Source organism: Enterobacter cloacae complex sp. P24RS (assembly GCF_014982165.1).
Lineage (GTDB): Bacteria > Pseudomonadota > Gammaproteobacteria > Enterobacterales > Enterobacteriaceae > Enterobacter > Enterobacter quasihormaechei.
Genome location: NZ_JADCKU010000016.1, coordinates 74,364 through 97,204, shown reverse-complemented (window position 1 = coordinate 97,204; position 22,841 = coordinate 74,364). Strand labels below are relative to the sequence as shown.

The window sequence follows — 22,841 nt, the reverse complement described above, 5'->3', positions numbered from 1 at the left end:
TTAAACAAGCAAAAAGCCCCGACGCGCAAACTGTCGGGGCTTTCGGAAGTAACGTACTGAAAAAATTAGCGAGGTAATACGTCTTCGGGCAAATTGTAAAGCTGTGCAAGGGTGACGACGTTGTCGCTTACCCCCGTCAGGGTAACGCTGCTCCCCTGCTTTTTGCCCGTGGCAACCAGGTGCGCCAGCAGCGCAATACCGGCGGTATCTACCCGCGTGACGCCATGTAGATCAATCCGCGTCACGCCCTGCATCGCGTTATGGCGAGCGTCCCACAGCGGGTTAAGCAGATCCTGATCCAGCTCTCCCGTCAGCGTCAGCGTCTCGCCGTCTCGCGCCCAGCTAAGCTGCTGCAACATTACTTCTTCTCGTCCAGGGTAATTTTCTGACGAGAGATAGACTGAAGCTGAGCCGTCAGGCCATCAATCCCTTTGGTGCGCAGCAGATCGCTCCACTCGTTCTGTTTAGTGGTGATCATGCTTACGCCTTCGGCGATCATGTCATACGCCTGCCAGTTTCCGGTCTGGCTGTTCTTACGCCACTGGAAGTCCAGGCGAACCGGCGGACGGCCATTTGGATCGATAATTGTCACGCGGATAGGAATGATGGTGGCATCGCCCAGCGGCTGTTCAGGGGCAATCTGATAGGTCTGACCGTGATACATCGCCAGCGCCTGGCCGTAAGCCTGTTTCAGGTATTCACGGAACGCCGCGAAGTAAGCCTCGCGCTGCGCCGGGGTCGCCTCTTTGTAATAACGGCCCAGCACCAGCGCGCCCGCATACTTGATCTGCACATACGGCAGCAGCTCCTGATCCACGACATCACGCAGATAGTCAGGGTTAGAGCGGATTTTGGGCTGTTCGTTTTTAAGACGGTCGAAGGTTTTCTTCGCAGCCTCATCCATCAGTTTGTACGGGTTACTCTGATCCGCAGCGTGTACCGCAGTCAGAGGGGCAATGACCAGCATGGCAACCATTAACAGTCGTTTAAACATGAATGACTTCTCCTGAAATTAATTCGTCGCGCCTGGCGTCGGTTCGACGTTGGTGTGGTCTTCACTCTGCGCAGTGGCATCGTCAGACTTTTTATCATCCCCTTTACTGTTGTAAAGGAACTGACCAATCATATCCTCCAGCACCATCGCTGACTTGGTATCCTGGATTACGCTACCGTCTTTAAGGATAGACGTTCCCAGCTCAGGATCTTCAAAACCAACGTTGAGGGCCAGATATTGCTCCCCCAGCAGGCCAGAAGTGCGGATAGAGAGCGAGCTGGTGTCAGGAATGTGGTTATAGCGCTCTTCGATATCCATCGCGACGCGCGGCAGATACGTTTTTTCATCAAGCGTAATGTCCGCTACACGTCCAATGACGACGCCACCAATACGCACCGGCGAGCGCGCCTTCAGGCCGCCGATATTATCGAAGGTCGCGTAGACGCGATACGTCGGCTCGGCGCGAACAGAGGTAATGTCCGCCGCTCGCAGGCAGATGAACAGCGCGGCCAGCAGCGCCAGAAGCAGAAACACGCCAACCCAAATTTCATTTTTTCTCGTTTGCATGAACTCAATTCCCAAACATCAGTGCGGTGAGCACAAAATCCAGACCTAAAACGGCCAGCGACGAATGTACGACAGTACGCGTCGTTGCGCGGCTAATGCCCGCCGACGTCGGAATGGCATCGTAACCATTAAACAACGCAATCCAGGTAACCGTCACAGCGAAAACCACGCTCTTGATCAGACAGTTCACCAAATCCATCCGCAGATCGATGGCGTCCTGCATGGCAGACCAGAAGAACCCGGCATCAATGCCTTTCCAGTTGACGCCGACCAGCGCGCCGCCCCAGATACCGACCGCCACAAAGAGGATAGTCAGTAACGGTAAGGAGATAACCCCGGCCCAGAAGCGCGGAGAGATCACCCGGCGCAGCGGATCGACCGCCATCATCTCCATGCTGGAAAGCTGCTCGGTGGCGCGCATCAGGCCAATTTCCGCCGTCAGTGCTGACCCGGCACGCCCGGCGAACAGCAGCGCGGCAACCACCGGCCCGAGCTCACGCAGCAGCGAGAGCGCCACCAGCATGCCAAGGCTGGTCTCCGCGCTGTAGGTTGTCAGCACCAGATACCCCTGCAACCCCAGCACCATGCCGATAAACAGCCCCGACACGATGATGATAAGCATCGACAGTACGCCGACGTTATAAAGCTGCCGCACCAGTAACGGCGCATGCTTGCGGAACTCCGGTTTGCCAACCAGCGCGTTGAACAACATCAATCCGGCACGCCCGAACGTACTGATGGTTTTTAGGCCACGGTGTCCAAGACCCGCCAACGCATTTAACAGCATGAGTGGCTTAACTCCCTATTCCCAGTAAATCGTCATGATAGTCGCCTGCCGGATAGCGGAAAGGCACCGGCCCATCTGCGATACCGTCCAGGAACTGCCGCACGCGCGGATCGCCATTCTCCTGCAACGCCTGAGCGCTGCCGTGGGCGACGATCTTTTTGTCAGCCACAATATAGGCGTAATCAGCAATGCTCAGCACTTCCGGCACGTCGTGGGAAACCACCACGCAGGTGACGCCAAGGGCGCTGTTCAGTTCTGAAATGAGCTTCACCAGTACGCCCATAGTGATAGGGTCCTGCCCGACGAACGGTTCGTCGAACATGATTAAATCCGGTTCAAGGGCAATAGCACGCGCCAGCGCGGCGCGGCGCGCCATTCCGCCGGAGAGTTCGGACGGCATAAGTTTCGCCGCCCCCCGCAACCCCACGGCTTCGAGCTTCATCATCACCGTGCTGTGCAACAGCGCAGGAGGAAGATGGGTGTGCTCACGCAGCGGATAGGCCACGTTGTCAAATACGTTCATATCGGTGAACAGCGCACCCGACTGAAAGAGCATGCTCATTCGTTTGCGAACCGTGTAGAGGCGCGAGCGAGACATCTCCGGGACGTTTTCGCCGTCGAAGAGAATTTCGCCGCTATCAGGGGGGATTTGCCCGCCGATAAGACGCAGCAACGTCGTTTTACCGATCCCTGACGGCCCCATGATGGCGGTGATTTTACCGCGCGGCACGGTCAGCGAAATATCATCAAATATCACCCGGCTGCCGCGAGAAAAACTGACGCCCCGGACATCGACTATATTCGCCATCGTTTGGCTCATTTATGGTTCCTTACTTACCTTGCTTCACGGCTGGCATGAAGCGTAAATCAGCCCTAAACCCCGCATTTTTACAGAATATTCACTATTGGGGTTAGCTAAAGCTGGCATTTGTTTTACTTTTCCGGCGCATAAAGTCAAAATTAGGAATTCGTCACGTCTCAGACTTCATCTGGCGCCAGAATCCGTGCGCAGTGGACCAGCGAGTATACCTGAAGAAAGGACTTTTGATGCTTTTAGCAACAGCACTGTTAATAATTGGTTTACTGTTGGTGGTCTACAGTGCTGACCGTTTGGTCTTTGCCGCATCCATTCTTTGTCGACTCATTGGCATGCCGCCCATCATTATCGGGATGACGGTGGTCAGTGTAGGCACATCGCTTCCTGAAATCATTGTTTCTGTTTCAGCCTCGCTGCATGGTCAGGTCGACCTCGCTATCGGCACCGCGATTGGCTCTAACATCGTCAATATATTACTGATTTTAGGCTTAGCCGCATTGCTGCATCCATTTCGCGTCCATTCTGATGTTTTGCGCCGCGAATTGCCGCTAATGTTAGTCGTTAGCCTGCTGGCTGGCTACGTGCTTTACGACGGGGTGCTGAGCATTGATGACGGTATATTCCTGCTCGCCCTGGCCGGGATCTGGTTGCTTTACAGCGTGAAAATCGCGCGTCTGGCGGAAAAACAGGGCAACGATAGCCTCACGCGTGAGCATCTCGCCGAGCTGCCCAGGGAAGGCACCTTACCCGTCGCCCTGCTGTGGCTGGGCGTCGCACTGATCATCATGCCGATGGCCACGCGGATGGTCGTCGATAACGCGACGGTGCTGGCGAACGCGTTTGCGATGAGCGAACTGACAATCGGTCTGACGGTCATCGCCATCGGCACCAGCCTGCCAGAGCTGGCCACCGCCATCGCCGGGGCGCGTAAAGGGGAAGATGATATCGCCATCGGCAATATCATTGGCTCTAATATTTTCAATATCGCGATCGTGACGGGGCTGCCGGCGCTGATCTCGCCGGGGCCGTTTAATCCCATGGTCTTCACGCGCGATTACGGTGTGATGCTGCTGGTCAGCGTCATTTTCGCCCTGCTCTGCTGGCGGCGAAAAGAGCAGATCGGCAAAGGCGCAGGCGCGCTGCTGACGGGTGGATTTATCGTATGGCTGGCGATGCTGTACTGGCTCTCGCCACTTCTCTCTGGGTAAACGGAAACGCATTATGTCGCAAATAGAATTGCAGCCGGGTTTTGACTTTCAGAAAGCAGGCAAAGACGTTCTGGAGATTGAACGTGAAGGTCTGGCGCAGTTAGATCAGTACATTAATCAGGATTTTAGTCTGGCCTGTGAGAAAATGTTCTACTGTGCCGGTAAAGTCGTAGTGATGGGGATGGGCAAGTCTGGCCATATCGGGCGCAAAATGGCGGCGACCTTTGCCAGCACCGGCACCTCGTCCTTCTTCGTTCATCCGGGTGAAGCCGCGCACGGTGACCTCGGGATGGTTACGCCGCAGGACGTGGTTATTGCGCTGTCTAACTCCGGGGAATCGAATGAAATCCTGGCGTTGATCCCGGTGCTGAAGCGCCTGCGCGTCCCGCTGATTTGCATGACCAGCCGCCCGGAAAGCAGCATGGCGCGTGCGGCAGATATTCACCTGTGTGTGAAGGTGCCGAAAGAAGCCTGTCCTCTGGGACTGGCCCCGACCTCCAGCACCACCGCCGCGCTGGTGATGGGCGATGCCCTTGCCGTTGCGCTGCTGGAAGCCCGCGGTTTTACGCCTGAAGATTTCGCCCTGTCTCACCCCGGCGGCGCGCTCGGGCGCAAACTGCTGCTGCGGGTTAACGATATTATGCACACCGGGGATGAAATTCCGCACGTCAGCAAAGAGGCTTCTCTGCGCGACGCGTTGCTGGAAATCACCCGAAAAAACCTGGGCATGACGGTCATCTGCGACGACCTGATGAAGATTCAGGGCATTTTTACCGACGGTGACCTGCGCCGGGTGTTCGATATGGGTGTGGATGTCCGAACGCTGGGCATCGCGGACGTGATGACGCCAGGCGGGATCCGCGTCCGTCCGGGCACGCTGGCGGTCGATGTGCTGAACCTGATGCAGTCCCGTCATATCACCTCAGTGATGGTTGCCGATGGCGACCAACTGCTGGGTGTGGTACATATGCATGATCTGCTGCGCGCAGGCGTAGTGTAATGAAGGATAAGACAATGAGTAATGCGGGTGCATCCCTTGCAACCTGTTATGGCCCGGTGAGCGCCCAGATGATGGCAAAGGCGGAAACTATCCGCCTGCTGATCCTCGATGTAGACGGCGTGCTTTCCGACGGTCTGATTTATATGGGCAATAACGGCGAAGAGCTGAAAGCCTTTAACGTTCGCGACGGTTACGGTATCCGCTGTGCGCTCACGTCCGGTATTGAAGTTGCAATCATCACCGGGCGGAAAGCTAAACTGGTAGAAGATCGGTGTGAAACGCTGGGCATTACGCATCTCTATCAGGGACAGTCTGATAAGATGGTAGCCTTCCGTGATTTGCTGGAAAAACTGGCCATTGCGCCAGAGAATGTAGCGTATGTCGGGGATGATTTGATCGACTGGCCAGTGATGGCAGAGGTAGGTCTGAGCATTGCCGTGGCTGACGCGCACCCGCTGCTGATCCCGCGTGCTGATTACGTTACCCATATTTACGGTGGCCGCGGCGCCGTGCGTGAAGTCTGCGATCTGCTTCTGCTGGCGCAGGGCAAGCTTGATGAGGCGAAAGGGCAATCGATATGAGTAAAACCAGACGTTGGGTTATCATTCTGCTTTCGCTTGTCGTCCTGATCCTGATTGGCGTGAACCTCGCTGACCGCGATGATACGCAAACGGAAGTGGTCAACACGAGTGACCCGACCTACAAAAGCGATCGCAGCGATACCGTGGTTTATAGCCCGGAAGGCGCACTGAACTATCGCCTGATTGCTCAGCATGTCGAATATTTTTCAGATGACGGTGTTTCGTGGTTTACCCAGCCGGTGCTGACCACCTTTGATACCGACAAAGTGCCGACGTGGTCGATCAAGTCTGACCGGGCAAAACTGACAAATGACCGTATGCTTTATCTGTATGGTCACGTTGAGGTCAACGCCCTGACCGCTGACGCTCAACTGCGCAAAATTACGACCGATAACGCCCAGATCAACCTGGTCACCCAGGATGTCACGTCGCAGGATTTAGTCACCCTGTATGGCACAACATTTAATTCCAGCGGTTTAAGAATGCGCGGGAACTTACGCAGCAAAAACGCCGAGCTGATTGAAAAGGTTAGAACCTCCTATGAAATTCAAAACAAACAAACTCAGCCTTAAAGTTGTTATCGCCAGCGCGCTGCTGGCGGCCAGTCTTCCCGCGCTTGCTGTGACTGGCGACACCGAGCAGCCGATTCATATCGAATCTGATACGCAGTCTCTGGATATGCAGGGTAACGTCGTTACCTTTACCGGCAACGTCGTTGTGACCCAGGGCACCATCAAAATCAATGCCGATAAAGTGGTCGTTACCCGTCCGGGCGGCGAGCAGGGCAAAGAGATTATTGATGGTTATGGCAACCCGGCCACGTTCTACCAGATGCAGGACAACGGCAAGCCGGTAAAAGGCCATGCCTCGCATATGCACTACGAACTGGCGAAGGATCTGGTCATCCTGACCGGTAATGCTTACCTGGAACAGCTGGACAGCAACATCAAAGGCGACAAGATCACCTATCTGGTGAAAGAGCAGAAAATGCAGGCCTCCAGCGAAAAAGGTAAACGCGTCACTACCGTGCTTGTGCCTTCGCAGTTGCAGGACAAGAACAACGGTCAGGCTCCGGCACAGAAAAAGAGTAACTAATTCGTTATGGCAACATTAACTGCAAAAAACCTCGCGAAAGCGTACAAGGGCCGCCGCGTCGTCGAAGATGTCAGTCTGACCGTCAACTCCGGCGAAATCGTGGGCTTGCTTGGCCCTAACGGTGCGGGTAAAACCACAACCTTTTACATGGTGGTGGGCATTGTCCCGCGTGACGCTGGCAACATCATCATTGATGATGAAGACATCAGCCTGCTGCCGCTGCATGCCCGCGCGCGTCGTGGCATCGGCTACCTGCCGCAGGAAGCGTCTATCTTCCGCCGCTTAAGCGTGTTCGATAACCTGATGGCCGTGCTCCAGATCCGTGACGATCTGACCAGCGAGCAGCGCACCGACCGCGCGAACGAGCTGATGGAAGAGTTTCATATTGAACATCTTCGCGACAGCCTCGGTCAGGCGCTGTCCGGCGGTGAACGCCGCCGCGTTGAGATTGCGCGCGCGCTGGCAGCAAATCCGAAATTTATCCTGCTGGATGAGCCGTTTGCGGGCGTTGACCCGATTTCGGTTATCGATATCAAACGTATCATTGAGCATCTGCGCGACAGCGGGCTTGGCGTACTGATCACGGACCACAACGTACGCGAAACGCTGGCCGTGTGTGAACGCGCCTACATTGTGAGCCAGGGCCATCTGATTGCCCACGGTACGCCGCAGCAAATCCTCGAAGATGAGCATGTTAAGCGCGTGTACCTTGGGGAAGACTTCAGACTCTGATAGGGTAGAGGTTAAGTCACGCCGAACCGGAGAAAAACGCGCTGAACATGAAGCAAGGTTTGCAATTACGGCTCAGCCAGCAACTGGCCATGACGCCGCAGCTACAACAGGCCATTCGTCTGTTGCAGTTGTCCACGTTAGAACTCCAGCAGGAGCTCCAGCAGGCGCTGGACAGCAATCCGCTGCTGGAGCAAACCGATCTTCATGACGAGGTAGATACCCAGCAAACGCAGGACACGGAAACGCTCGACACCGCCGATGCGCTCGAACAAAAAGAGATGCCGGACGAGCTGCCGCTGGATGCCAGCTGGGATGAAATCTACACCGCAGGAACGCCTTCCGGCACGCGCGCGGATTATCAGGACGACGAACTGCCGGTCTATCAGGGCGAAACCACCCAGTCGCTTCAGGACTACCTGATGTGGCAGGTGGAGCTGACGCCTTTCTCGGATACCGATCGCGCGATTGCCACCTCGATTGTCGATGCCGTTGACGACACGGGCTATTTGACCGTGACGCTGGACGATATTCTGGAAAGCATCGGCGATGACGACATTGAGATGGAAGAGATCGAAGCCGTCCTCAAGCGCGTCCAGCGTTTCGACCCGATTGGCGTCGCCGCGAAAGATCTGCGCGACTGCCTGCTGATCCAGCTTTCGCAGTTTGCCAAAGAGACACCGTGGATTGACGAAGCCCGGCTCATCATCAGCGATCATCTGGATCTGCTGGCGAATCACGATTTCCGCACCCTGATGCGCGTCACGCGCCTCAAAGAAGAGGTGCTGAAGGAAGCGGTGAATCTGATCCAGTCACTCGATCCGCGTCCGGGACAGTCGATCCAGACCAGCGAACCGGAATATGTCATTCCTGATGTGCTGGTGAGAAAGCACAACGGCCGCTGGGTCGTTGAACTGAACGCCGACAGCCTTCCTCGCCTGCAAATCAACCAGCAATATGCCTCCATGTGCACCAGCGCACGTAACGACGCCGATAATCAATACATTCGCAGCAACCTTCAGGAAGCACGATGGTTGATTAAGAGCCTGGAGAGCCGAAATGACACGCTGCTGCGCGTCAGCCGCTGTATTGTCGAACAGCAGCAGGCGTTCTTTGAACAGGGCGAAGAGTTTATGAAACCGATGGTGCTGGCAGACATCGCCCAGGCCGTCGAGATGCATGAATCAACCATTTCCCGCGTGACTACGCAGAAGTACCTGCACAGCCCGCGCGGTATTTTTGAGCTTAAGTATTTCTTCTCCAGCCACGTGAACACCGAAGGCGGCGGCGAAGCCTCGTCAACGGCCATTCGCGCACTGGTGAAGAAGTTGATCGCCGCGGAGAACCCCGCGAAGCCACTCAGTGACAGTAAGCTAACCACCATGCTGTCCGATCAGGGTATTATGGTGGCACGCCGTACTGTTGCGAAGTATCGAGAGTCTTTATCCATTCCGCCGTCTAACCAGCGTAAACAGCTGGTTTGACACAACCGATAAGGAAGACACTATGCAGCTCAATATCACCGGACATAACGTCGAGATTACTGAGGCCTTACGCGATTTTGTGAACACTAAGTTCGCAAAACTCGAGCAGTATTTCGAAAGGATCAATCAGGTCTATGTTGTGTTGAAAGTGGAGAAAGTGACGCATATCTCGGATGCGACTCTGCACGTCAACGGAGGGGAACTCCATGCCAGTGCGGAAGGGCAAGACATGTACGCGGCTATCGACGGCTTGATTGATAAGCTTGCGAGACAGCTCAATAAACATAAAGATAAACTGAAACAACACTAATTGTCCGGGCAGTTAACGGGTGCAGGACGGCCTGTTGTGAGACACAACAGGCCATTTGTACGGTTAGCGCTTAGGTGAAATTATGATAAACAACGATTCCGCTCTACAACTGAGCAATGTCCTTAACCAGGATTGTACCCGCAGTGGCGTTCACTGCCAGAGCAAAAAACGTGCGCTGGAAATTATCAGTGAACTGGCCGCAAAACAGCTGGGTCTGCCGCCGCAGATCGTGTTTGAAGCCATTCTGACCCGTGAAAAAATGGGCAGTACCGGCATCGGCAACGGCATTGCGATCCCGCATGGCAAGCTGGAAGAAGATACGCTGCGTGCCGTGGGGGTGTTTGTGCAACTGGAAACGCCTATCGCTTTTGACGCCATTGATAACCAGCCTGTGGATCTGCTCTTCGCGCTGCTGGTTCCTGCCGATCAGACCAAAACCCATCTGCACACGCTGTCGCTGGTGGCCAAACGTCTGGCGGACAAAACCATTTGTCGTCGACTGCGCTCAGCCCAAAGTGATGAAGAGCTTTATCAAATTATCACTGAAGCAGAAGGCAATCAGGATGAGGCATAATCGGGAGAAGGCCTTCAGAACGGCTGCCCTGAGGAGAAACGGAACATGGTGCTGATGATCGTCAGCGGTCGTTCGGGGTCCGGTAAGTCCGTGGCCCTGCGTGCGCTGGAAGACATGGGATTTTACTGTGTAGATAACCTGCCGGTAGTGTTGTTACCCGATCTGGCGCGGACGCTTGCGGATCGGCAAATCTCTGCCGCCGTCAGTATTGACGTGCGCAACATGCCGGAATCGCCGGAAATCTTCGAGCAGGCAATGAACAATCTGCCGGAGTGTTTTTCACCGCAGCTCTTGTTCCTTGATGCTGACCGCAACACGCTGATCCGCCGCTACAGCGATACCCGTCGTTTACATCCGCTCTCCAGTAAAAATCTGTCGCTGGAAAGCGCCATTGATAAAGAAAGCGATCTGCTTGAGCCGCTGCGTTCCCGCGCCGACCTGATTGTCGACACCTCTGAAATGTCCGTCCACGAGCTGGCGGAAATGCTGCGTACTCGCTTGCTCGGCAAGCGCGAGCGCGAACTGACGATGGTGTTTGAATCCTTCGGCTTTAAGCACGGCATTCCTATCGATGCGGATTACGTTTTTGATGTGCGTTTCCTGCCGAACCCACACTGGGATCCGAAACTGCGTCCGATGACCGGTCTGGATAAGCCCGTGGCGGCGTTCCTTGACCGACACACAGAAGTACATAATTTTATCTACCAGACGCGAAGCTACCTTGAGCTATGGTTACCTATGCTGGAAACAAACAATCGCAGCTACCTGACGGTGGCGATTGGCTGTACCGGCGGTAAACATCGTTCGGTCTATATTGCCGAACAGTTGGCCGATTACTTCCGCTCACGCGGGAAGAACGTTCAGTCCCGTCATCGCACGCTGGAAAAACGTAAAACATGACCGTAAAACAGACCGTCGAAATCACCAACAAGCTGGGCATGCATGCGCGCCCGGCGATGAAGCTGTTTGAACTGATGCAGGGTTTTGATGCTGAGGTGCTGCTGCGCAACGACGAGGGAACCGAGGCAGAAGCCAACAGCGTGATTGCGCTGCTGATGCTGGATTCTGCCAAAGGACGCCAGATTGAAGTCGAAGCGACCGGCCCGCAGGAAGAAGAAGCGCTGGCCGCGGTGATTGCCCTGTTTAATGCCGGGTTTGACGAAGACTAACGTTCGCTACGTCGGCGGGTGGCGCAACGCTTACCCGCCCTACATAAGATGATTTCGCTCCATAAACCCTTCCCCACCCAGCTGACGCATCTGGCGCATGATCCACGCCTGGCGGCTTCGCACGTAGCCTGACGGCGCGCTGGCCTTGAAACGCAGAGGGTTCGGCAGCACGGCGGCAAGCAGCGCCGCTTCGGACATACTCAGCCTGCTGGCGGGCTTGCCGAAATAACGTTGCGATGCCGCTTCGACGCCAAACACGCCATCCCCAAACTCCGCGATATTCAGATAGACGGTCAGAATGCGTTTTTTGCTCCACACCGTCTCGACGCCCAGCGTCAGCCCGGCCTCCAGACCTTTCCTCACCCAGCTACGACCGTCCCATAAGAACAGGTTTTTTACCGTCTGCTGAGACAGCGTCGACGCGCCGCGCACGCGGTTTTCATGACGCTCATTATGATCCAGCGCCTTCTCGATAGCCGCCACGTCAAAACCCCAGTGTTCGGGGAATTTCTGATCTTCTGCCGCAATGACCGCCAGCCCCATCCACGGGGAGATTTCATCCATGCCGACCCAGTCTGAGTGGGCAACGTAGCCGAAATCACCTGAGAGCCAGGCGCTAATCTGCCGCTCTGCCATCACGGCGGAGAACGGGACGGGCAGGATGCTGAACAGCGCAATGCCTCCGCCCCAGAAAACGGCCAGGACCAGCACAATACGCAGCAGGATCCGTTTTAACCACCCGCCTGGGGATAATTTACGACTCATTCGGTAAGAACCAGCACTCTGTCCACCAGCTTTTCAATGCCGGCGGCAGCCTCAGCGATGTTCTGCGCCAGCATATACGCTGGCGTGGTGATGATTTTGTTGTCCTCATCCACCACAATGTCGTCGACCGGGCATGGCACGTGCTCGCCGCCCATATCCTCGATAATTTCAGCGGTATCAATGTCGGTTCCGATCGTGAGCCGCAGCGGGAAATCAAAAATTTTCGGCAGCATGGCTGGCGCAATGCAGATAAAGCCCTGCGGCTTACCCGCCGCATGCATCGCCAGCGATAGCGCTTTTAAGTCGGGATCGACCTGACACGCCGCCCCCTCAGTTGCAAACGTGCTCAGGTTTTTCGCCGCGCCAAAGCCGCCCGGCACGATGAGCGCATCAAGTTCAGCGGCATCGGCCTGTGCCAGCGGATGAATATCTCCACGCACAATACGCGCCGCTTCAATCAGCACATTACGGCTTTCCGCCATTGGCTCGCCGGTAAGATGATTCATTACGTCTGCTTGAGTTTTATCCGGCGCGAAGCAGATAACGTCTGCCCCTTGGCGCGATAATGCCAGCAGCGTTAATACGGCTTCATGTATCTCTGAACCATCGTAAACGCCACATCCGCTCAGCACGACACCCACTTTCTTCATTCTGACGATCCTTCTAAGCAACTCGCCGAAGCACATTAAAAATTCTGATTAAAACGCTATGCTTCACACATTTCACTGATTCATGTAACAAACTGTTTAAGATTTGCTATCTTATCTGCGTGCGGCCTCAATTTTCAGGCGGCGTCCATGCGAAAACAACCCATAAAAATCAGGCGCAGCCACGATTTCCCTGGTGTTGGCGCAGTATTCGCGCACCCCGGTATAGCCGGGGTCATTTTTTTCTGGATTCCACCCAGGCTTTCAGCACCGCCACATCGTTCTGCCACTCCTGTTTCATCTCTTCAACCCAATCACCCACGTTATCTTCCCACGCAGGTAAATCAGGCGACTGAATCTGTTGGCCCAGCTGCTGGAGATGGCGTAACCCGACGGAGCCAGCCGCGCCCTTGATTTTATGTCCCTCTTCGACGATGCCCTTCTGGTCACGCGCCGTCAGGTTAGATTCGAGCACGTTCAGATAGCCCGGCATCATTTTTTCGAACACGGCCAGACCGTCGGTGATCAGTTTTGGTCCCACCAGATCGATATACTGCTCCAGCATGGCGGTATCGAGTATCGCTTGGGCTTTGGCGCTATCAACAGACGTCATGGTGCTCTCCTCTTCATCACAGGTATCCCAGAACTTCTTGATCATCGCCGTCAGGGCGGGTACCGCCAGCGGCTTGCTGAGCACATCGTCCATACCGGCCTCGAGGTACTCTTTTTTATCTTTCAGCACGTTTGCGGTCAGCGCCACCAGCGGCGGCAGCTCGTCAGGGGCGTACTTGCGCGTCAGCTCGCGGGAGATATCCAGCCCGGTCATGTCCGGGAGCTGAATATCAAGCAGCACCAGGTCGTACTCGCCCGGCGTGAACATCTCCAGCGCGGCTTTGCCGGTCATTGCCACATCCACGCTGTTGCCGAGTTTTTCCAGTACCGACCGGGCAACAATGACGTTCAGCTCAATATCTTCTACCAGCAGAACGTGCAGGGCCGGCAGCGGCATATCGTCGTTCTCGAACGTATCTTCCACCTCTTCAGCGACGGCAGGCGCGTGTACGGTAAGGGTAAAGGTTGAGCCTTTACCCGGCTGGCTGGCAACGGTGATATCCCCGCCCATACTTTTCGCCAGGCGTTTCGACACCGCCAGGCCAATGCCCGTACCCGTTGCCGGTTTACCGCCGTGGCTGTCTTTAACCTGATAATACATGGCGAAGATCTTGTCCTGCTCCTCCTGAGGAATGCCGATACCCGAGTCCTCAACTTCAAAGTGCAGCATGTCCCCTTCGTCATAACGAATGCGCACCGCAACCTGCCCCTTCTGGGTAAACTTCACGGCGTTGCTGATGAGGTTCCACAGGATCTGACGCAGCCGCGTGCCGTCCGTCACCACTTTATGCGGCAGCGGCAGCGTTGGCTCCATCACAAAGCTCAACCCTTTTTGCTGGGCCTGCAAACCTGAGAGGTTCTCCAGGTCCGCAAGGAAGCCGGTAAAATCAACCGGCTGGTTGTCGAGCTGAACCTTACGGCGCTCCATCTTATCCATATCGATAATATCGTTGAAGATATTGCCCAGCGTGACCGCCGAAACGTGGATCGTTTTGAGGTATTTTTCCTGCTCGCTGGTCAGGTCGGTATCCAGCAGAATGCGGCTCAGCCCCACAATGCCGTTAAGCGGTGTACGAAGCTCATGGCTGATGGTGGAGATGAAGGTGGTCTTGTCACGGCTGGCGCGCTCCAGCGCATCCTGATAGCGCTTACGCTCGGTGATATCGCGGCCAAAGCCCATCAGACCATGGCGTTTACCCACCCGATCGTAATAAGGCACTTTGCGGATCTCAAAGCAGGCTTTGCGCCCGTCGGGGTAGTCCAGCCACTGCTCGTAGGTCAGCGAAACGTTATGGCGGAAGACTTTTTCATCCGTCTCCATCACTTTTGCCGCCGCCTCTTCGGAATAGACGTCCTGCGGCTTCAGGTGGATCAGCTGCTTTTCGCTTTTCCCGGTCAACAGCTCCATAGCCCGGTTACAGCCGGAAAACTCTTTATCTTCGTTACGGTAGAACACCAGATCCGGCGACGCATCGAGGAACGAGCGCAGGAAAGAGGATTGCTGTTCAAGCTGGATCTGCGTGACTTCACGCTCTTTCATCTCAATTTTGAGCTGCTCCAGCGTGGTCTGGCGCTCGGCTTCCGCCTTCTCTCGGTCTGAAATTTCCTGATTCAGCTGGGCAATATTGTCCTTGAGCTGGACGTTGAGCTTGAGATCGCGTTCGCGCATCTCTTCCAGCTTATCCACCAGCTTTGATAAACGCTGTCGGGACTCCTCCAGTTGCTCGACCACTACGGAGAGGAAATAGACCGCCCACGGGGTAATCAGCAGGCCAAAGAAAATAGAGCGGATGACGTCGATGCTCTCGACCTGGCCATGCAGAACCATGGTGACAGCCATTTGCACCACGATGGCCAGAACGACCAGCGCCAGCGCCAGCAGCATGGAAAAACGCACCAGCCCGAGCTTCATCATCAGATCGACGTAGTACTGGGCCAGCATTCGAATTTGCTTCATAGAGGATCCCTTCACGACTTTATCGCTCAATAATACTCAAATTCACGGCGAGGCGTTGCAGGTTGTGAGAAAAAGTGCGGGGTGAAACAGGAGATTAGCCTCGCCCCCGAGCAACCGGGGACGAGGATGAAGGTTTATCAGGAACGTTTTAGCAGCATCCAGAGGCTGATCAGGAAGAAACTGGCGCTCGGCAACAGCGCGCCGATAATTGGCGGAATGCCGTACACCAGCGTCAGCGGACCAAAAATCTGATCGAGGACGTAGAACACGAAACCAAAGCTTATACCGGTCACCACGCGAACCCCCATCGGCACGCTACGCAATGGGCCAAAGATGAACGACAGCGCCATCAGCATCATCACCGCCACGGACAGCGGCTGGAAAATTTTGCTCCACATGTTGAGCTGGTAACGCCCCGCATCCTGTCCGCTGGACTTCAGATACTTCACGTAGTTATGCAGACCGCTGATGGAGAGCGCATCGGGATCAAGCGCCACGACGCCGAGCTTGTCTGGCGTCAGGTCGGTTTTCCAGGTACCGCTAACGGTCTGCGAGCCGGTGATCTGTTTCGGGTTCGTCAGGTCAGATTCATCAACCTGCGATAACCGCCACAGCTTGTTGTTGGCATCAAATTTGGCAGAGGCGGCATAACGCACTGACTGCAAGCGACGCTGGTCGTTAAAGGCATAAATACTCACGCCGCCCAGCTCGTCATCCCCCTTCACGCGTTCGATATAGACGAAGTTCTGACCGTCTTTCGCCCATAACCCCTGCTGCGTGGAGAGCAGTGAACCGCCGTACATCGCCTGAGCACGGTAGTTACGCGCCATCTGTTCACCCTGCGGCGCAACCCATTCGCCGATCGCCATGGTCAGCAGCACCAGCGGGATCGCGGTTTTCATCACCGACAGCGCAACCTGCATACGGGTAAAGCCCGATGCCTGCATCACCACCAGTTCGCTACGCTGAGCCAGCATCCCCAGGCCCAGCAGCGCACCCAGCAGGGCCGCCATCGGGAAGAAGATCTGCACATCTTTTGGCACGCTGAGCAGGGTATACATTCCGGCGCCTAACGCGTCGTAACTCCCCTGCCCGGCTTTTTTCAGCTGGTCGACAAATTTGATAATGCCCGAGAGCGACACCAGCATGAACAGGGTCATCATGATGGTGGTAAAAATTGTTTTACCGATATAGCGGTCAAGTACGCCAAACGCCTGCATTAGATGGCTCCTTTACGCGTAAACCGGGCACGTAGACGACGCACAGGCACCGTGTCCCACAAGTTGAGTCCGACTGCCAGCAGCAGATACAAACCATTCACGACCCAGGTCCAGATCATCGGGTCAATTTTGCCTTTCCCGCCGTTAGACTTGATCGAGGTTTGCAGCAGGAAGAACACCAGATACAGCAGCATCGCCGGCAGCATCGACAGCACGCGGCCCTGACGTGGGTTCACCACGCTCAGCGGCACCACCATCAGCGCCATCATAAATACGGTGAATACCAACGTGATACGCCAGTGCAGCTCAGCACGGGCACGATCGGTATCGGTATTGATTAAGGTGCGCATGTCCATCTGCTCGGTATCCGTAGGATCGAGCGCGACGGCCTGGTGACCAATAATGGCCTGGTAGTTCTGGAAGTCCGTAATGCGGAAGTCGCGCAGCATTGCCGTGCCTTCGAAACGCGTTCCTTTGTTCAGCGTGACGACCTGAGAGCCATCTTTACGCTGCGCCAGCTGGCCGGAATCCGCCACCACCACCGAAGGGCGAGCGTTACCTTTCGGGCGCAACTGAGCAAGAAACACGTCGTTGAAGCGGTTGCCATCAACGCTTTCGATAAACAGAACGGAATTACCGTCGGTTGCCTGCTGGAACTGCCCCTGCGCCAGCGCCGCCAGCCCCGGGTTAGCTTTTGCTTCCGCCAGCACCTCATCCTGATGTCGAGAGGATGTCGGCCCCGCCCACATGACGTTGACCGCGGCAACAATGCCCGTGAACAGCGCCAGCACCATAGCTGCTTTTACCAGTACGGCCTTACTGAGGCCGCAGGCATGCATCACGGTGATTTCACTTTCGGTATAGAGCCTACCCAGCGTCATCAGCAAACCGAGGAAAAGGCTTAACGGCAGGATAAGCTGCGCCATTTCCGGCACGCCAAGCCCGAGCAGGGAAAGCACCAGATTCGTTGGGATTTCGCCATCAACCGCCGCGCCGAGGATCCTGACCAGCTTCTGACAGAAAAAGATCAGAAGGAGGATAAAGAGGATCGCCAGTTGGCTCTTCAGCGTCTCCCGAACCAGATATCTTATGATTATCACTTTAAATACGCCCGTTAAAACTCGTCTTATGCAGGAATTTAGCTTGTTTCATGGCTTAAACGTCATTTATTCTCTTGAGTCGTCGAAATCATCGCTAAGATTAAAAAACCCGGCGGATTCGCGCTTCATGACATTTATTGACGTGTCGAAACCGTAGTAACGTAAGATTAACACGAAGTCACCACAACGGCGGACATGAGTTACGAAAGGTTTCAATTCTATCCGTAGCCGCCGCCGTTGTCTTTAAGATTCAGGAGCGTAGTGCATGGAGTTCAGTGTAAAAAGCGGTAGCCCGGAGAAACAGCGGAGTGCCTGCATCGTTGTGGGCGTCTTTGAACCACGCCGACTCTCCCCGATCGCCGAGCAACTCGATAAAATCAGCGACGGCTATATCAGCGCCCTGCTGCGCCGTGGCGAACTGGAAGGCAAACCAGGGCAGACCCTGTTGCTGCACCATGTTCCGAACGTCCTGTCCGAGCGTATTCTGCTGATTGGCTGCGGTAAAGAACGTGAGCTTGATGAGCGCCAGTACAAACAGGTTATTCAGAAAACCATTAATACACTGAATGATACTGGTTCTATGGAAGCGGTCTGCTTCCTGACCGAGCTGCACGTTAAGGGCCGCAACACCTACTGGAAAGTACGCCAGGCCGTCGAAACCGCAAAAGAGAGCCTCTACAGCTTCGATCAGCTGAAGACCACCAAAAGCGAGCCGCGTCGCCCGCTGCGTAAAATGGTCTTTAACGTGCCAACCCGTCGCGAGCTGACCAGCGGCGAGCGCGCTATTCAGCACGGCCTGGCCATTGCTGCGGGCATTAAAGCCGCTAAAGATCTTGGCAATATGCCGCCAAACATCTGTAACGCCGCGTATCTGGCCTCTCAGGCGCGCCAGCTGGCTGACTCCTACAGCAAGAACGTTATCACCCGCGTCATCGGCGAACAGCAGATGAAAGAGCTGGGGATGCACTCTTATCTGGCGGTCGGTAACGGCTCTCAGAACGAATCCCTGATGTCGGTCATCGAATACAAAGGCAATCCGTCTGAAGACGCGCGTCCGATCGTGCTCGTCGGTAAAGGGCTGACCTTTGACTCCGGCGGTATCTCCATCAAGCCTTCAGAAGGCATGGACGAGATGAAGTACGACATGTGCGGCGCGGCGGCGGTTTACGGCGTCATGCGCATGGTTGCGGAGCTTCAGCTGCCCATCAACGTGATCGGCGTGCTGGCAGGCTGCGAAAACATGCCTGGCGGTCGCGCCTATCGTCCGGGCGACGTGCTGACCACCATGTCCGGCCAGACCGTGGAAGTGCTGAACACCGACGCGGAAGGCCGTCTGGTGCTGTGCGATGTGCTGACCTACGTTGAGCGTTTCGAACCAGAAGCGGTCATCGACGTGGCCACCCTGACCGGTGCCTGCGTGATTGCCCTGGGCCACCACATCACCGGCCTGATGTCGAACCACAATCCGCTGGCGCATGAGCTGATTGGCGCGTCCGAGCAGGCTGGCGACCGCGCATGGCGTCTGCCGCTGGGGGACGAGTTCCAGGAACAGCTGGAGTCTAACTTCGCGGACATGGCTAACATTGGTGGTCGTCCTGGCGGCGCAATTACCGCAGGCTGCTTCCTGGCGCGCTTCACCCGTAAATATAACTGGGCGCACCTGGACATCGCAGGAACCGCATGGCGCTCCGGTAAAGCCAAAGGCGCAACCGGACGTCCGGTTGCCCTGCTGTCGCAGTTCCTGCTTAATCGTGCGGGTTTTAACGGCGACGAGTGATGTAATGTGCCGGGTGGCGGCTTCGCCTTACCCGGCCTACACGCCACTCAACCGTAGGCCGGGTAAGCGAAGCGCCACCCGGCTTTGCATTTAAATCCACGACAAGAAGCCCCATATATGAAGAATGCAACGTTCTACCTTCTGGACAACGACACCCATCAGGATGGCCTCAGCGCCGTTGAACAGCTGGTGTGTGAAATTGCCGCAGAACGTTGGCGCGCAGGTAAACGCGTACTGATTGCCTGTGAAGATGAGCAGCAGGCGATTCGCCTGGATGAAGCGCTGTGGGCGCGCCCGCCGGAAAGTTTTGTACCGCATAACCTGTCGGGTGAAGGTCCACGCGGCGGAGCACCGGTCGAAATAGCCTGGCCGCAAAAACGCAACAGCAGCGCGCGCGACATTCTCATTAGCCTGCGGACAGACTTTGCAGATTTTGCCACCGCTTTCACAGAAGTGGTAGACTTTGTCCCTTACGAAGAATCTTTGAAACAACTGGCGCGCGAACGTTACAAAGCGTACCGCCTGGCCGGTTTTAACCTGAATACGGCAACCTGGAAATAATGGAAAAGACATATAACCCACGCGATATCGAACAGCCGCTTTACGAGCACTGGGAACAGCAGGGCTATTTCAAGCCTAACGGCGACGAAAGCAAAGAGTCCTTCTGCATCATGATCCCGCCGCCGAACGTCACCGGCAGTTTGCATATGGGGCATGCTTTCCAGCAGACCATCATGGATACCATGATCCGCTACCAGCGCATGCAGGGCAAAAACACCCTGTGGCAGGCGGGGACTGACCACGCGGGTATCGCGACCCAGATGGTGGTTGAGCGTAAAATTGCCGCTGAAGAAGGTAAAACCCGCCACGACTACGGTCGCGACGCGTTCATCGACAAAATCTGGCAGTGGAAGGCGGAATCCGGCGGCACCATTACCCGTCAGATGCGCCGTCTCGGCAACTCCGTGGACTGGGATCGCGAGCGCTTCACCATGGACGAAGGCCTGTCCAACGCCGTGAAAGAAGTTTTCGTCCGTCTGTACAAAGAAGACCTGATTTACCGCGGCAAGCGCCTGGTGAACTGGGACCCGAAACTGCGCACCGCGATTTCTGACCTCGAAGTGGAAAACCGCGAGTCTAAAGGCTCCATGTGGCACATCCGCTATCCGCTGGCCGACGGCGCAAAAACCGCAGACGGTAAAGATTACCTGGTGGTCGCCACGACGCGTCCGGAAACCCTGCTGGGCGATACCGGCGTGGCCGTGAACCCGGAAGATCCGCGCTATAAAGATCTGATCGGCAAATTCGTGGTGCTGCCGCTGGTGAACCGCCGCATTCCGATTGTGGGCGACGAACACGCCGACATGGAAAAAGGCACCGGCTGCGTGAAAATCACCCCGGCGCACGACTTCAACGACTATGAAGTGGGCCGTCGCCACGCCCTGCCGATGATCAACATTCTGACCTTCGACGGCGATATCCGCGAAAGCGCAGAGGTGTACGACACCAAAGGCAACGAATCCGACGTTTACTCCAGCGAGATCCCGGCTGAGTTCCAGAAGCTGGAACGCTTTGCCGCACGTAAAGCCATCGTAGCCGCCGTTGATGCCCTCGGCCTGCTGGAAGAGATTAAGCCTCATGATTTGACCGTGCCGTACGGCGACCGTGGCGGCGTGGTTATTGAGCCAATGCTGACCGACCAGTGGTACGTCCGTGCCGACGTGCTGGCGAAACCGGCTGTGGAAGCGGTTGAGAACGGCAGCATCCAGTTCGTGCCGAAGCAGTACGAAAACATGTACTTCTCCTGGATGCGCGACATTCAGGACTGGTGTATCTCCCGTCAGCTGTGGTGGGGCCACCGCATCCCGGCGTGGTACGACAACGAAGGCAACGTCTACGTTGGCCGCACCGAAGAGGAAGTGCGTCAGGAAAATAACCTGGGCGCTGACGTGGCGCTGCGCCAGGACGAAGACGTGCTGGATACCTGGTTCTCCTCCGCGCTGTGGACCTTCTCTACCCTCGGCTGGCCGGAAAACACCGACGCGCTGCGTCAGTTCCACCCAACCAGCGTGATGGTCTCCGGCTTCGACATCATCTTCTTCTGGATTGCCCGCATGATCATGATGACCATGCACTTCATCAAAGACGAAGACGGCAAGCCGCAGGTTCCGTTCCATACCGTCTACATGACCGGCCTGATCCGCGACGATGAAGGCCAGAAGATGTCCAAATCCAAGGGCAACGTGATTGACCCGCTGGACATGGTTGATGGGATCTCCCTGGAAGAGCTGCTGGAAAAACGTACCGGTAATATGATGCAGCCGCAGCTGGCTGAGAAAATCCGCAAGCGTACCGAGAAGCAGTTCCCGAACGGGATTGAGTCTCACGGTACCGACGCCCTGCGTTTCACCCTGGCGGCGCTGGCCTCTACCGGTCGCGACATCAACTGGGACATGAAGCGTCTGGAAGGTTACCGTAACTTCTGTAACAAGCTGTGGAACGCCAGCCGCTTCGTGCTGATGAACACCGAAGATCAGGATTGCGGCTTTAACGGCGGCGAAATGACCCTGTCTCTGGCAGACCGCTGGATCCTGGCGGAATTTAACCAGACGGTGAAAGCGTTCCGCGACGCGCTGGACAGCTACCGCTTCGATATCGCAGCGGGCATTCTGTACGAATTCACCTGGAACCAGTTCTGCGACTGGTATCTGGAGCTGGCGAAGCCGGTCATGAACGGCGGTTCCGAAGCGGAGCTGCGCGGCACGCGTAATACGCTGATTACCGTTCTGGAAGGCCTGCTGCGCCTGGCGCACCCGATTATTCCGTTCATCACCGAAACCATCTGGCAGCGCGTGAAGGTCATTGCCGGTATTAACGCCGATACCATCATGCTCCAGCCGTTCCCGGCTTTCGACGCCGCGAAAGTGGATGAAGCCGCGTCTGCGGATACCGAGTGGCTGAAGCAGGCGATCGTTGCGGTACGTAACATCCGTGCAGAAATGAACATCGCGCCGGGTAAACCACTGGAGCTGCTGCTGCGCGGTTGCAGCGACGCTGCCGTTCGTCGCGTCACCGAGAACAACACCTTCCTGAAAACCATGGCGCGTCTGGAAAGCATCACCGTGCTGCCTGCCGATGACAAAGGTCCGGTTTCCGTGACAAAAATCATCGACGGTGCTGAGCTGCTGATCCCGATGGCGGGCCTGATCGACAAAGACGCTGAGCTGGCTCGTCTGGCGAAAGAAGTGGCGAAAGTCGACGTGGAAATTGCAAAAATCGAAGGCAAACTGGCGAACGAGGGCTTTGTGGCCCGCGCACCGGAAGCGGTCATCGCCAAAGAGCGTGAGCGTCTGGTTGCCTTCGCCGATGCGAAGACCAAACTGATCGAGCAGCAGGCCGTTATCGCCGCTCTGTAATATCATGAAAACGCCGGAGGCTCTCTTCGGCG

General features: G+C 55.9%; 24 protein-coding genes. 14 read left to right on the top strand and 10 right to left on the bottom strand.

Translation table 11 applies throughout. From position 1 onward, the window contains the following. Positions 1–65 precede the first annotated feature (65 nt). The 5 genes from mlaB to mlaF are packed head-to-tail and all read right to left on the bottom strand — an operon-like array spanning position 66 to position 3,168. Entirely contained in the window at positions 66–359 is a 294-nt protein-coding gene (gene mlaB, locus INF58_RS16825) for a lipid asymmetry maintenance protein MlaB (protein ID WP_193033005.1), read from the bottom strand. Then, entirely contained in the window at positions 359–994 is a 636-nt protein-coding gene (mlaC, locus tag INF58_RS16820) for a phospholipid-binding protein MlaC (RefSeq protein WP_063451036.1), read from the bottom strand. The genes mlaB and mlaC overlap by 1 nt, the downstream gene beginning before the upstream one ends. A gap of 18 nt (positions 995–1,012) precedes the next feature. Then, positions 1,013–1,561: an outer membrane lipid asymmetry maintenance protein MlaD gene (gene mlaD, locus INF58_RS16815; protein ID WP_193528142.1), complete on the bottom strand. Its 549-nt coding sequence runs from the start codon at positions 1,559–1,561 to the stop codon at positions 1,013–1,015. 4 nt (positions 1,562–1,565) lie between these two features. Then, positions 1,566–2,348 (bottom strand): lipid asymmetry maintenance ABC transporter permease subunit MlaE, encoded by a 783-nt coding sequence (gene mlaE, locus INF58_RS16810; RefSeq protein WP_003861848.1) that lies wholly within the window; start codon positions 2,346–2,348, stop codon positions 1,566–1,568. Between the two features lie 7 nt (positions 2,349–2,355). Then, positions 2,356–3,168: a phospholipid ABC transporter ATP-binding protein MlaF gene (mlaF, locus tag INF58_RS16805; RefSeq protein WP_063867565.1), complete on the bottom strand. Its 813-nt coding sequence runs from the start codon at positions 3,166–3,168 to the stop codon at positions 2,356–2,358. 227 nt (positions 3,169–3,395) lie between these two features. On the opposite strand from mlaF, the gene INF58_RS16800 reads away from it, so the two are divergent. The 11 genes from INF58_RS16800 (at position 3,396) to npr (ending at position 11,315) form a co-directional block, all read left to right on the top strand. After that, entirely contained in the window at positions 3,396–4,373 is a 978-nt protein-coding gene (locus INF58_RS16800) for a calcium/sodium antiporter (protein ID WP_063867564.1), read from the top strand. 13 nt (positions 4,374–4,386) lie between these two features. Beyond that, positions 4,387–5,373, top strand: a complete 987-nt coding sequence (kdsD, locus tag INF58_RS16795) for an arabinose-5-phosphate isomerase KdsD (protein ID WP_193528141.1) — start codon at positions 4,387–4,389, stop codon at positions 5,371–5,373. Between the two features lie 14 nt (positions 5,374–5,387). Continuing rightward, a complete protein-coding gene (gene kdsC / locus INF58_RS16790) occupies positions 5,388–5,954 on the top strand; it encodes a 3-deoxy-manno-octulosonate-8-phosphatase KdsC (protein WP_193528150.1) in 567 nt (188 codons plus the stop codon). Beyond that, a complete protein-coding gene (gene lptC / locus INF58_RS16785; RefSeq protein WP_063451031.1) occupies positions 5,951–6,526 on the top strand; it encodes an LPS export ABC transporter periplasmic protein LptC in 576 nt (191 codons plus the stop codon). Before kdsC ends, lptC begins: the two co-directional genes overlap by 4 nt. Beyond that, entirely contained in the window at positions 6,495–7,049 is a 555-nt protein-coding gene (gene lptA, locus INF58_RS16780) for a lipopolysaccharide ABC transporter substrate-binding protein LptA (protein ID WP_063451030.1), read from the top strand. Before lptC ends, lptA begins: the two co-directional genes overlap by 32 nt. 6 nt (positions 7,050–7,055) lie before the next feature. Next, positions 7,056–7,781 (top strand): LPS export ABC transporter ATP-binding protein, encoded by a 726-nt coding sequence (lptB, locus tag INF58_RS16775; protein ID WP_003861862.1) that lies wholly within the window; start codon positions 7,056–7,058, stop codon positions 7,779–7,781. Between the two features lie 47 nt (positions 7,782–7,828). Next, complete coding sequence (rpoN, locus tag INF58_RS16770) at positions 7,829–9,262, top strand: RNA polymerase factor sigma-54 (protein WP_064910003.1); 1,434 nt, start codon at positions 7,829–7,831, stop codon at positions 9,260–9,262. A 22-nt stretch (positions 9,263–9,284) separates the two neighbouring features. Further along, positions 9,285–9,572, top strand: coding sequence for a ribosome hibernation promoting factor (hpf, locus tag INF58_RS16765; protein ID WP_003861866.1), 288 nt, complete (start codon positions 9,285–9,287; stop codon positions 9,570–9,572). An 82-nt stretch (positions 9,573–9,654) separates the two neighbouring features. Then, positions 9,655–10,146: a PTS IIA-like nitrogen regulatory protein PtsN gene (ptsN, locus tag INF58_RS16760; protein WP_003861869.1), complete on the top strand. Its 492-nt coding sequence runs from the start codon at positions 9,655–9,657 to the stop codon at positions 10,144–10,146. Positions 10,147–10,191: 45 nt separating this feature from the next. Continuing rightward, positions 10,192–11,046, top strand: coding sequence for an RNase adapter RapZ (gene rapZ, locus INF58_RS16755; protein ID WP_063451028.1), 855 nt, complete (start codon positions 10,192–10,194; stop codon positions 11,044–11,046). Next, positions 11,043–11,315, top strand: coding sequence for a PTS phosphocarrier protein NPr (npr, locus tag INF58_RS16750; RefSeq protein WP_003861872.1), 273 nt, complete (start codon positions 11,043–11,045; stop codon positions 11,313–11,315). The genes rapZ and npr overlap by 4 nt, the downstream gene beginning before the upstream one ends. 39 nt (positions 11,316–11,354) lie before the next feature. Here the strand turns inward: npr and mtgA are convergent, their stop codons facing one another. From mtgA to lptF, 5 genes are all read right to left on the bottom strand, one after another. Then, positions 11,355–12,080, bottom strand: coding sequence for a monofunctional biosynthetic peptidoglycan transglycosylase (gene mtgA / locus INF58_RS16745; protein ID WP_131637520.1), 726 nt, complete (start codon positions 12,078–12,080; stop codon positions 11,355–11,357). After that, positions 12,077–12,730, bottom strand: coding sequence for an isoprenoid biosynthesis glyoxalase ElbB (elbB, locus tag INF58_RS16740; protein WP_102750628.1), 654 nt, complete (start codon positions 12,728–12,730; stop codon positions 12,077–12,079). Before elbB ends, mtgA begins: the two co-directional genes overlap by 4 nt. A 232-nt stretch (positions 12,731–12,962) precedes the next feature. Continuing rightward, positions 12,963–15,296 (bottom strand): aerobic respiration two-component sensor histidine kinase ArcB, encoded by a 2,334-nt coding sequence (gene arcB, locus INF58_RS16735; RefSeq protein WP_193033002.1) that lies wholly within the window; start codon positions 15,294–15,296, stop codon positions 12,963–12,965. Positions 15,297–15,433: 137 nt separating this feature from the next. Then, a complete protein-coding gene (gene lptG / locus INF58_RS16730; RefSeq protein ID WP_063451024.1) occupies positions 15,434–16,516 on the bottom strand; it encodes an LPS export ABC transporter permease LptG in 1,083 nt (360 codons plus the stop codon). Next, entirely contained in the window at positions 16,516–17,616 is a 1,101-nt protein-coding gene (gene lptF / locus INF58_RS16725; protein WP_063451023.1) for an LPS export ABC transporter permease LptF, read from the bottom strand. Before lptF ends, lptG begins: the two co-directional genes overlap by 1 nt. Before the next feature lie 265 nt (positions 17,617–17,881). Here lptF and pepA point away from each other — a divergent pair, with 265 nt between their 5' ends. The 3 genes from pepA to INF58_RS16710 all read left to right on the top strand — a co-directional run bounded on the left by pepA (position 17,882) and on the right by INF58_RS16710 (position 22,809). Next, positions 17,882–19,393, top strand: a complete 1,512-nt coding sequence (pepA, locus tag INF58_RS16720) for a leucyl aminopeptidase (protein ID WP_063451022.1) — start codon at positions 17,882–17,884, stop codon at positions 19,391–19,393. Between the two features lie 117 nt (positions 19,394–19,510). Then, a complete protein-coding gene (holC, locus tag INF58_RS16715) occupies positions 19,511–19,954 on the top strand; it encodes a DNA polymerase III subunit chi (RefSeq protein WP_003861884.1) in 444 nt (147 codons plus the stop codon). Beyond that, positions 19,954–22,809, top strand: a complete 2,856-nt coding sequence (locus tag INF58_RS16710; RefSeq protein WP_193528140.1) for a valine--tRNA ligase — start codon at positions 19,954–19,956, stop codon at positions 22,807–22,809. The genes holC and INF58_RS16710 overlap by 1 nt, the downstream gene beginning before the upstream one ends. Positions 22,810–22,841 lie beyond the last annotated feature (32 nt).

What these genes read in the sequence shown, in the direction of transcription:
- lptG (WP_063451024.1), bottom strand. Translation starts at nt 16,516, where the DNA reads ATGCAGGCGTTTGGCGTACTTGACCGCTATATCGGTAAAACAATTTTT.
- elbB (WP_102750628.1), bottom strand. Translation starts at nt 12,730, where the DNA reads ATGAAGAAAGTGGGTGTCGTGCTGAGCGGATGTGGCGTTTACGATGGT.
- lptA (WP_063451030.1), top strand. Translation starts at nt 6,495, where the DNA reads ATGAAATTCAAAACAAACAAACTCAGCCTTAAAGTTGTTATCGCCAGC.
- mlaB (WP_193033005.1), bottom strand. Translation starts at nt 359, where the DNA reads ATGTTGCAGCAGCTTAGCTGGGCGCGAGACGGCGAGACGCTGACGCTG.
- lptB (WP_003861862.1), top strand. Translation starts at nt 7,056, where the DNA reads ATGGCAACATTAACTGCAAAAAACCTCGCGAAAGCGTACAAGGGCCGC.
- kdsC (WP_193528150.1), top strand. Translation starts at nt 5,388, where the DNA reads ATGAGTAATGCGGGTGCATCCCTTGCAACCTGTTATGGCCCGGTGAGC.
- npr (WP_003861872.1), top strand. Translation starts at nt 11,043, where the DNA reads ATGACCGTAAAACAGACCGTCGAAATCACCAACAAGCTGGGCATGCAT.
- ptsN (WP_003861869.1), top strand. Translation starts at nt 9,655, where the DNA reads ATGATAAACAACGATTCCGCTCTACAACTGAGCAATGTCCTTAACCAG.
- arcB (WP_193033002.1), bottom strand. Translation starts at nt 15,296, where the DNA reads ATGAAGCAAATTCGAATGCTGGCCCAGTACTACGTCGATCTGATGATG.
- rpoN (WP_064910003.1), top strand. Translation starts at nt 7,829, where the DNA reads ATGAAGCAAGGTTTGCAATTACGGCTCAGCCAGCAACTGGCCATGACG.
- mlaE (WP_003861848.1), bottom strand. Translation starts at nt 2,348, where the DNA reads ATGCTGTTAAATGCGTTGGCGGGTCTTGGACACCGTGGCCTAAAAACC.
- holC (WP_003861884.1), top strand. Translation starts at nt 19,511, where the DNA reads ATGAAGAATGCAACGTTCTACCTTCTGGACAACGACACCCATCAGGAT.
- INF58_RS16710 (WP_193528140.1), top strand. Translation starts at nt 19,954, where the DNA reads ATGGAAAAGACATATAACCCACGCGATATCGAACAGCCGCTTTACGAG.
- mlaF (WP_063867565.1), bottom strand. Translation starts at nt 3,168, where the DNA reads ATGAGCCAAACGATGGCGAATATAGTCGATGTCCGGGGCGTCAGTTTT.
- kdsD (WP_193528141.1), top strand. Translation starts at nt 4,387, where the DNA reads ATGTCGCAAATAGAATTGCAGCCGGGTTTTGACTTTCAGAAAGCAGGC.
- INF58_RS16800 (WP_063867564.1), top strand. Translation starts at nt 3,396, where the DNA reads ATGCTTTTAGCAACAGCACTGTTAATAATTGGTTTACTGTTGGTGGTC.
- pepA (WP_063451022.1), top strand. Translation starts at nt 17,882, where the DNA reads ATGGAGTTCAGTGTAAAAAGCGGTAGCCCGGAGAAACAGCGGAGTGCC.
- lptC (WP_063451031.1), top strand. Translation starts at nt 5,951, where the DNA reads ATGAGTAAAACCAGACGTTGGGTTATCATTCTGCTTTCGCTTGTCGTC.
- rapZ (WP_063451028.1), top strand. Translation starts at nt 10,192, where the DNA reads ATGGTGCTGATGATCGTCAGCGGTCGTTCGGGGTCCGGTAAGTCCGTG.
- mtgA (WP_131637520.1), bottom strand. Translation starts at nt 12,080, where the DNA reads ATGAGTCGTAAATTATCCCCAGGCGGGTGGTTAAAACGGATCCTGCTG.
- mlaD (WP_193528142.1), bottom strand. Translation starts at nt 1,561, where the DNA reads ATGCAAACGAGAAAAAATGAAATTTGGGTTGGCGTGTTTCTGCTTCTG.
- mlaC (WP_063451036.1), bottom strand. Translation starts at nt 994, where the DNA reads ATGTTTAAACGACTGTTAATGGTTGCCATGCTGGTCATTGCCCCTCTG.
- hpf (WP_003861866.1), top strand. Translation starts at nt 9,285, where the DNA reads ATGCAGCTCAATATCACCGGACATAACGTCGAGATTACTGAGGCCTTA.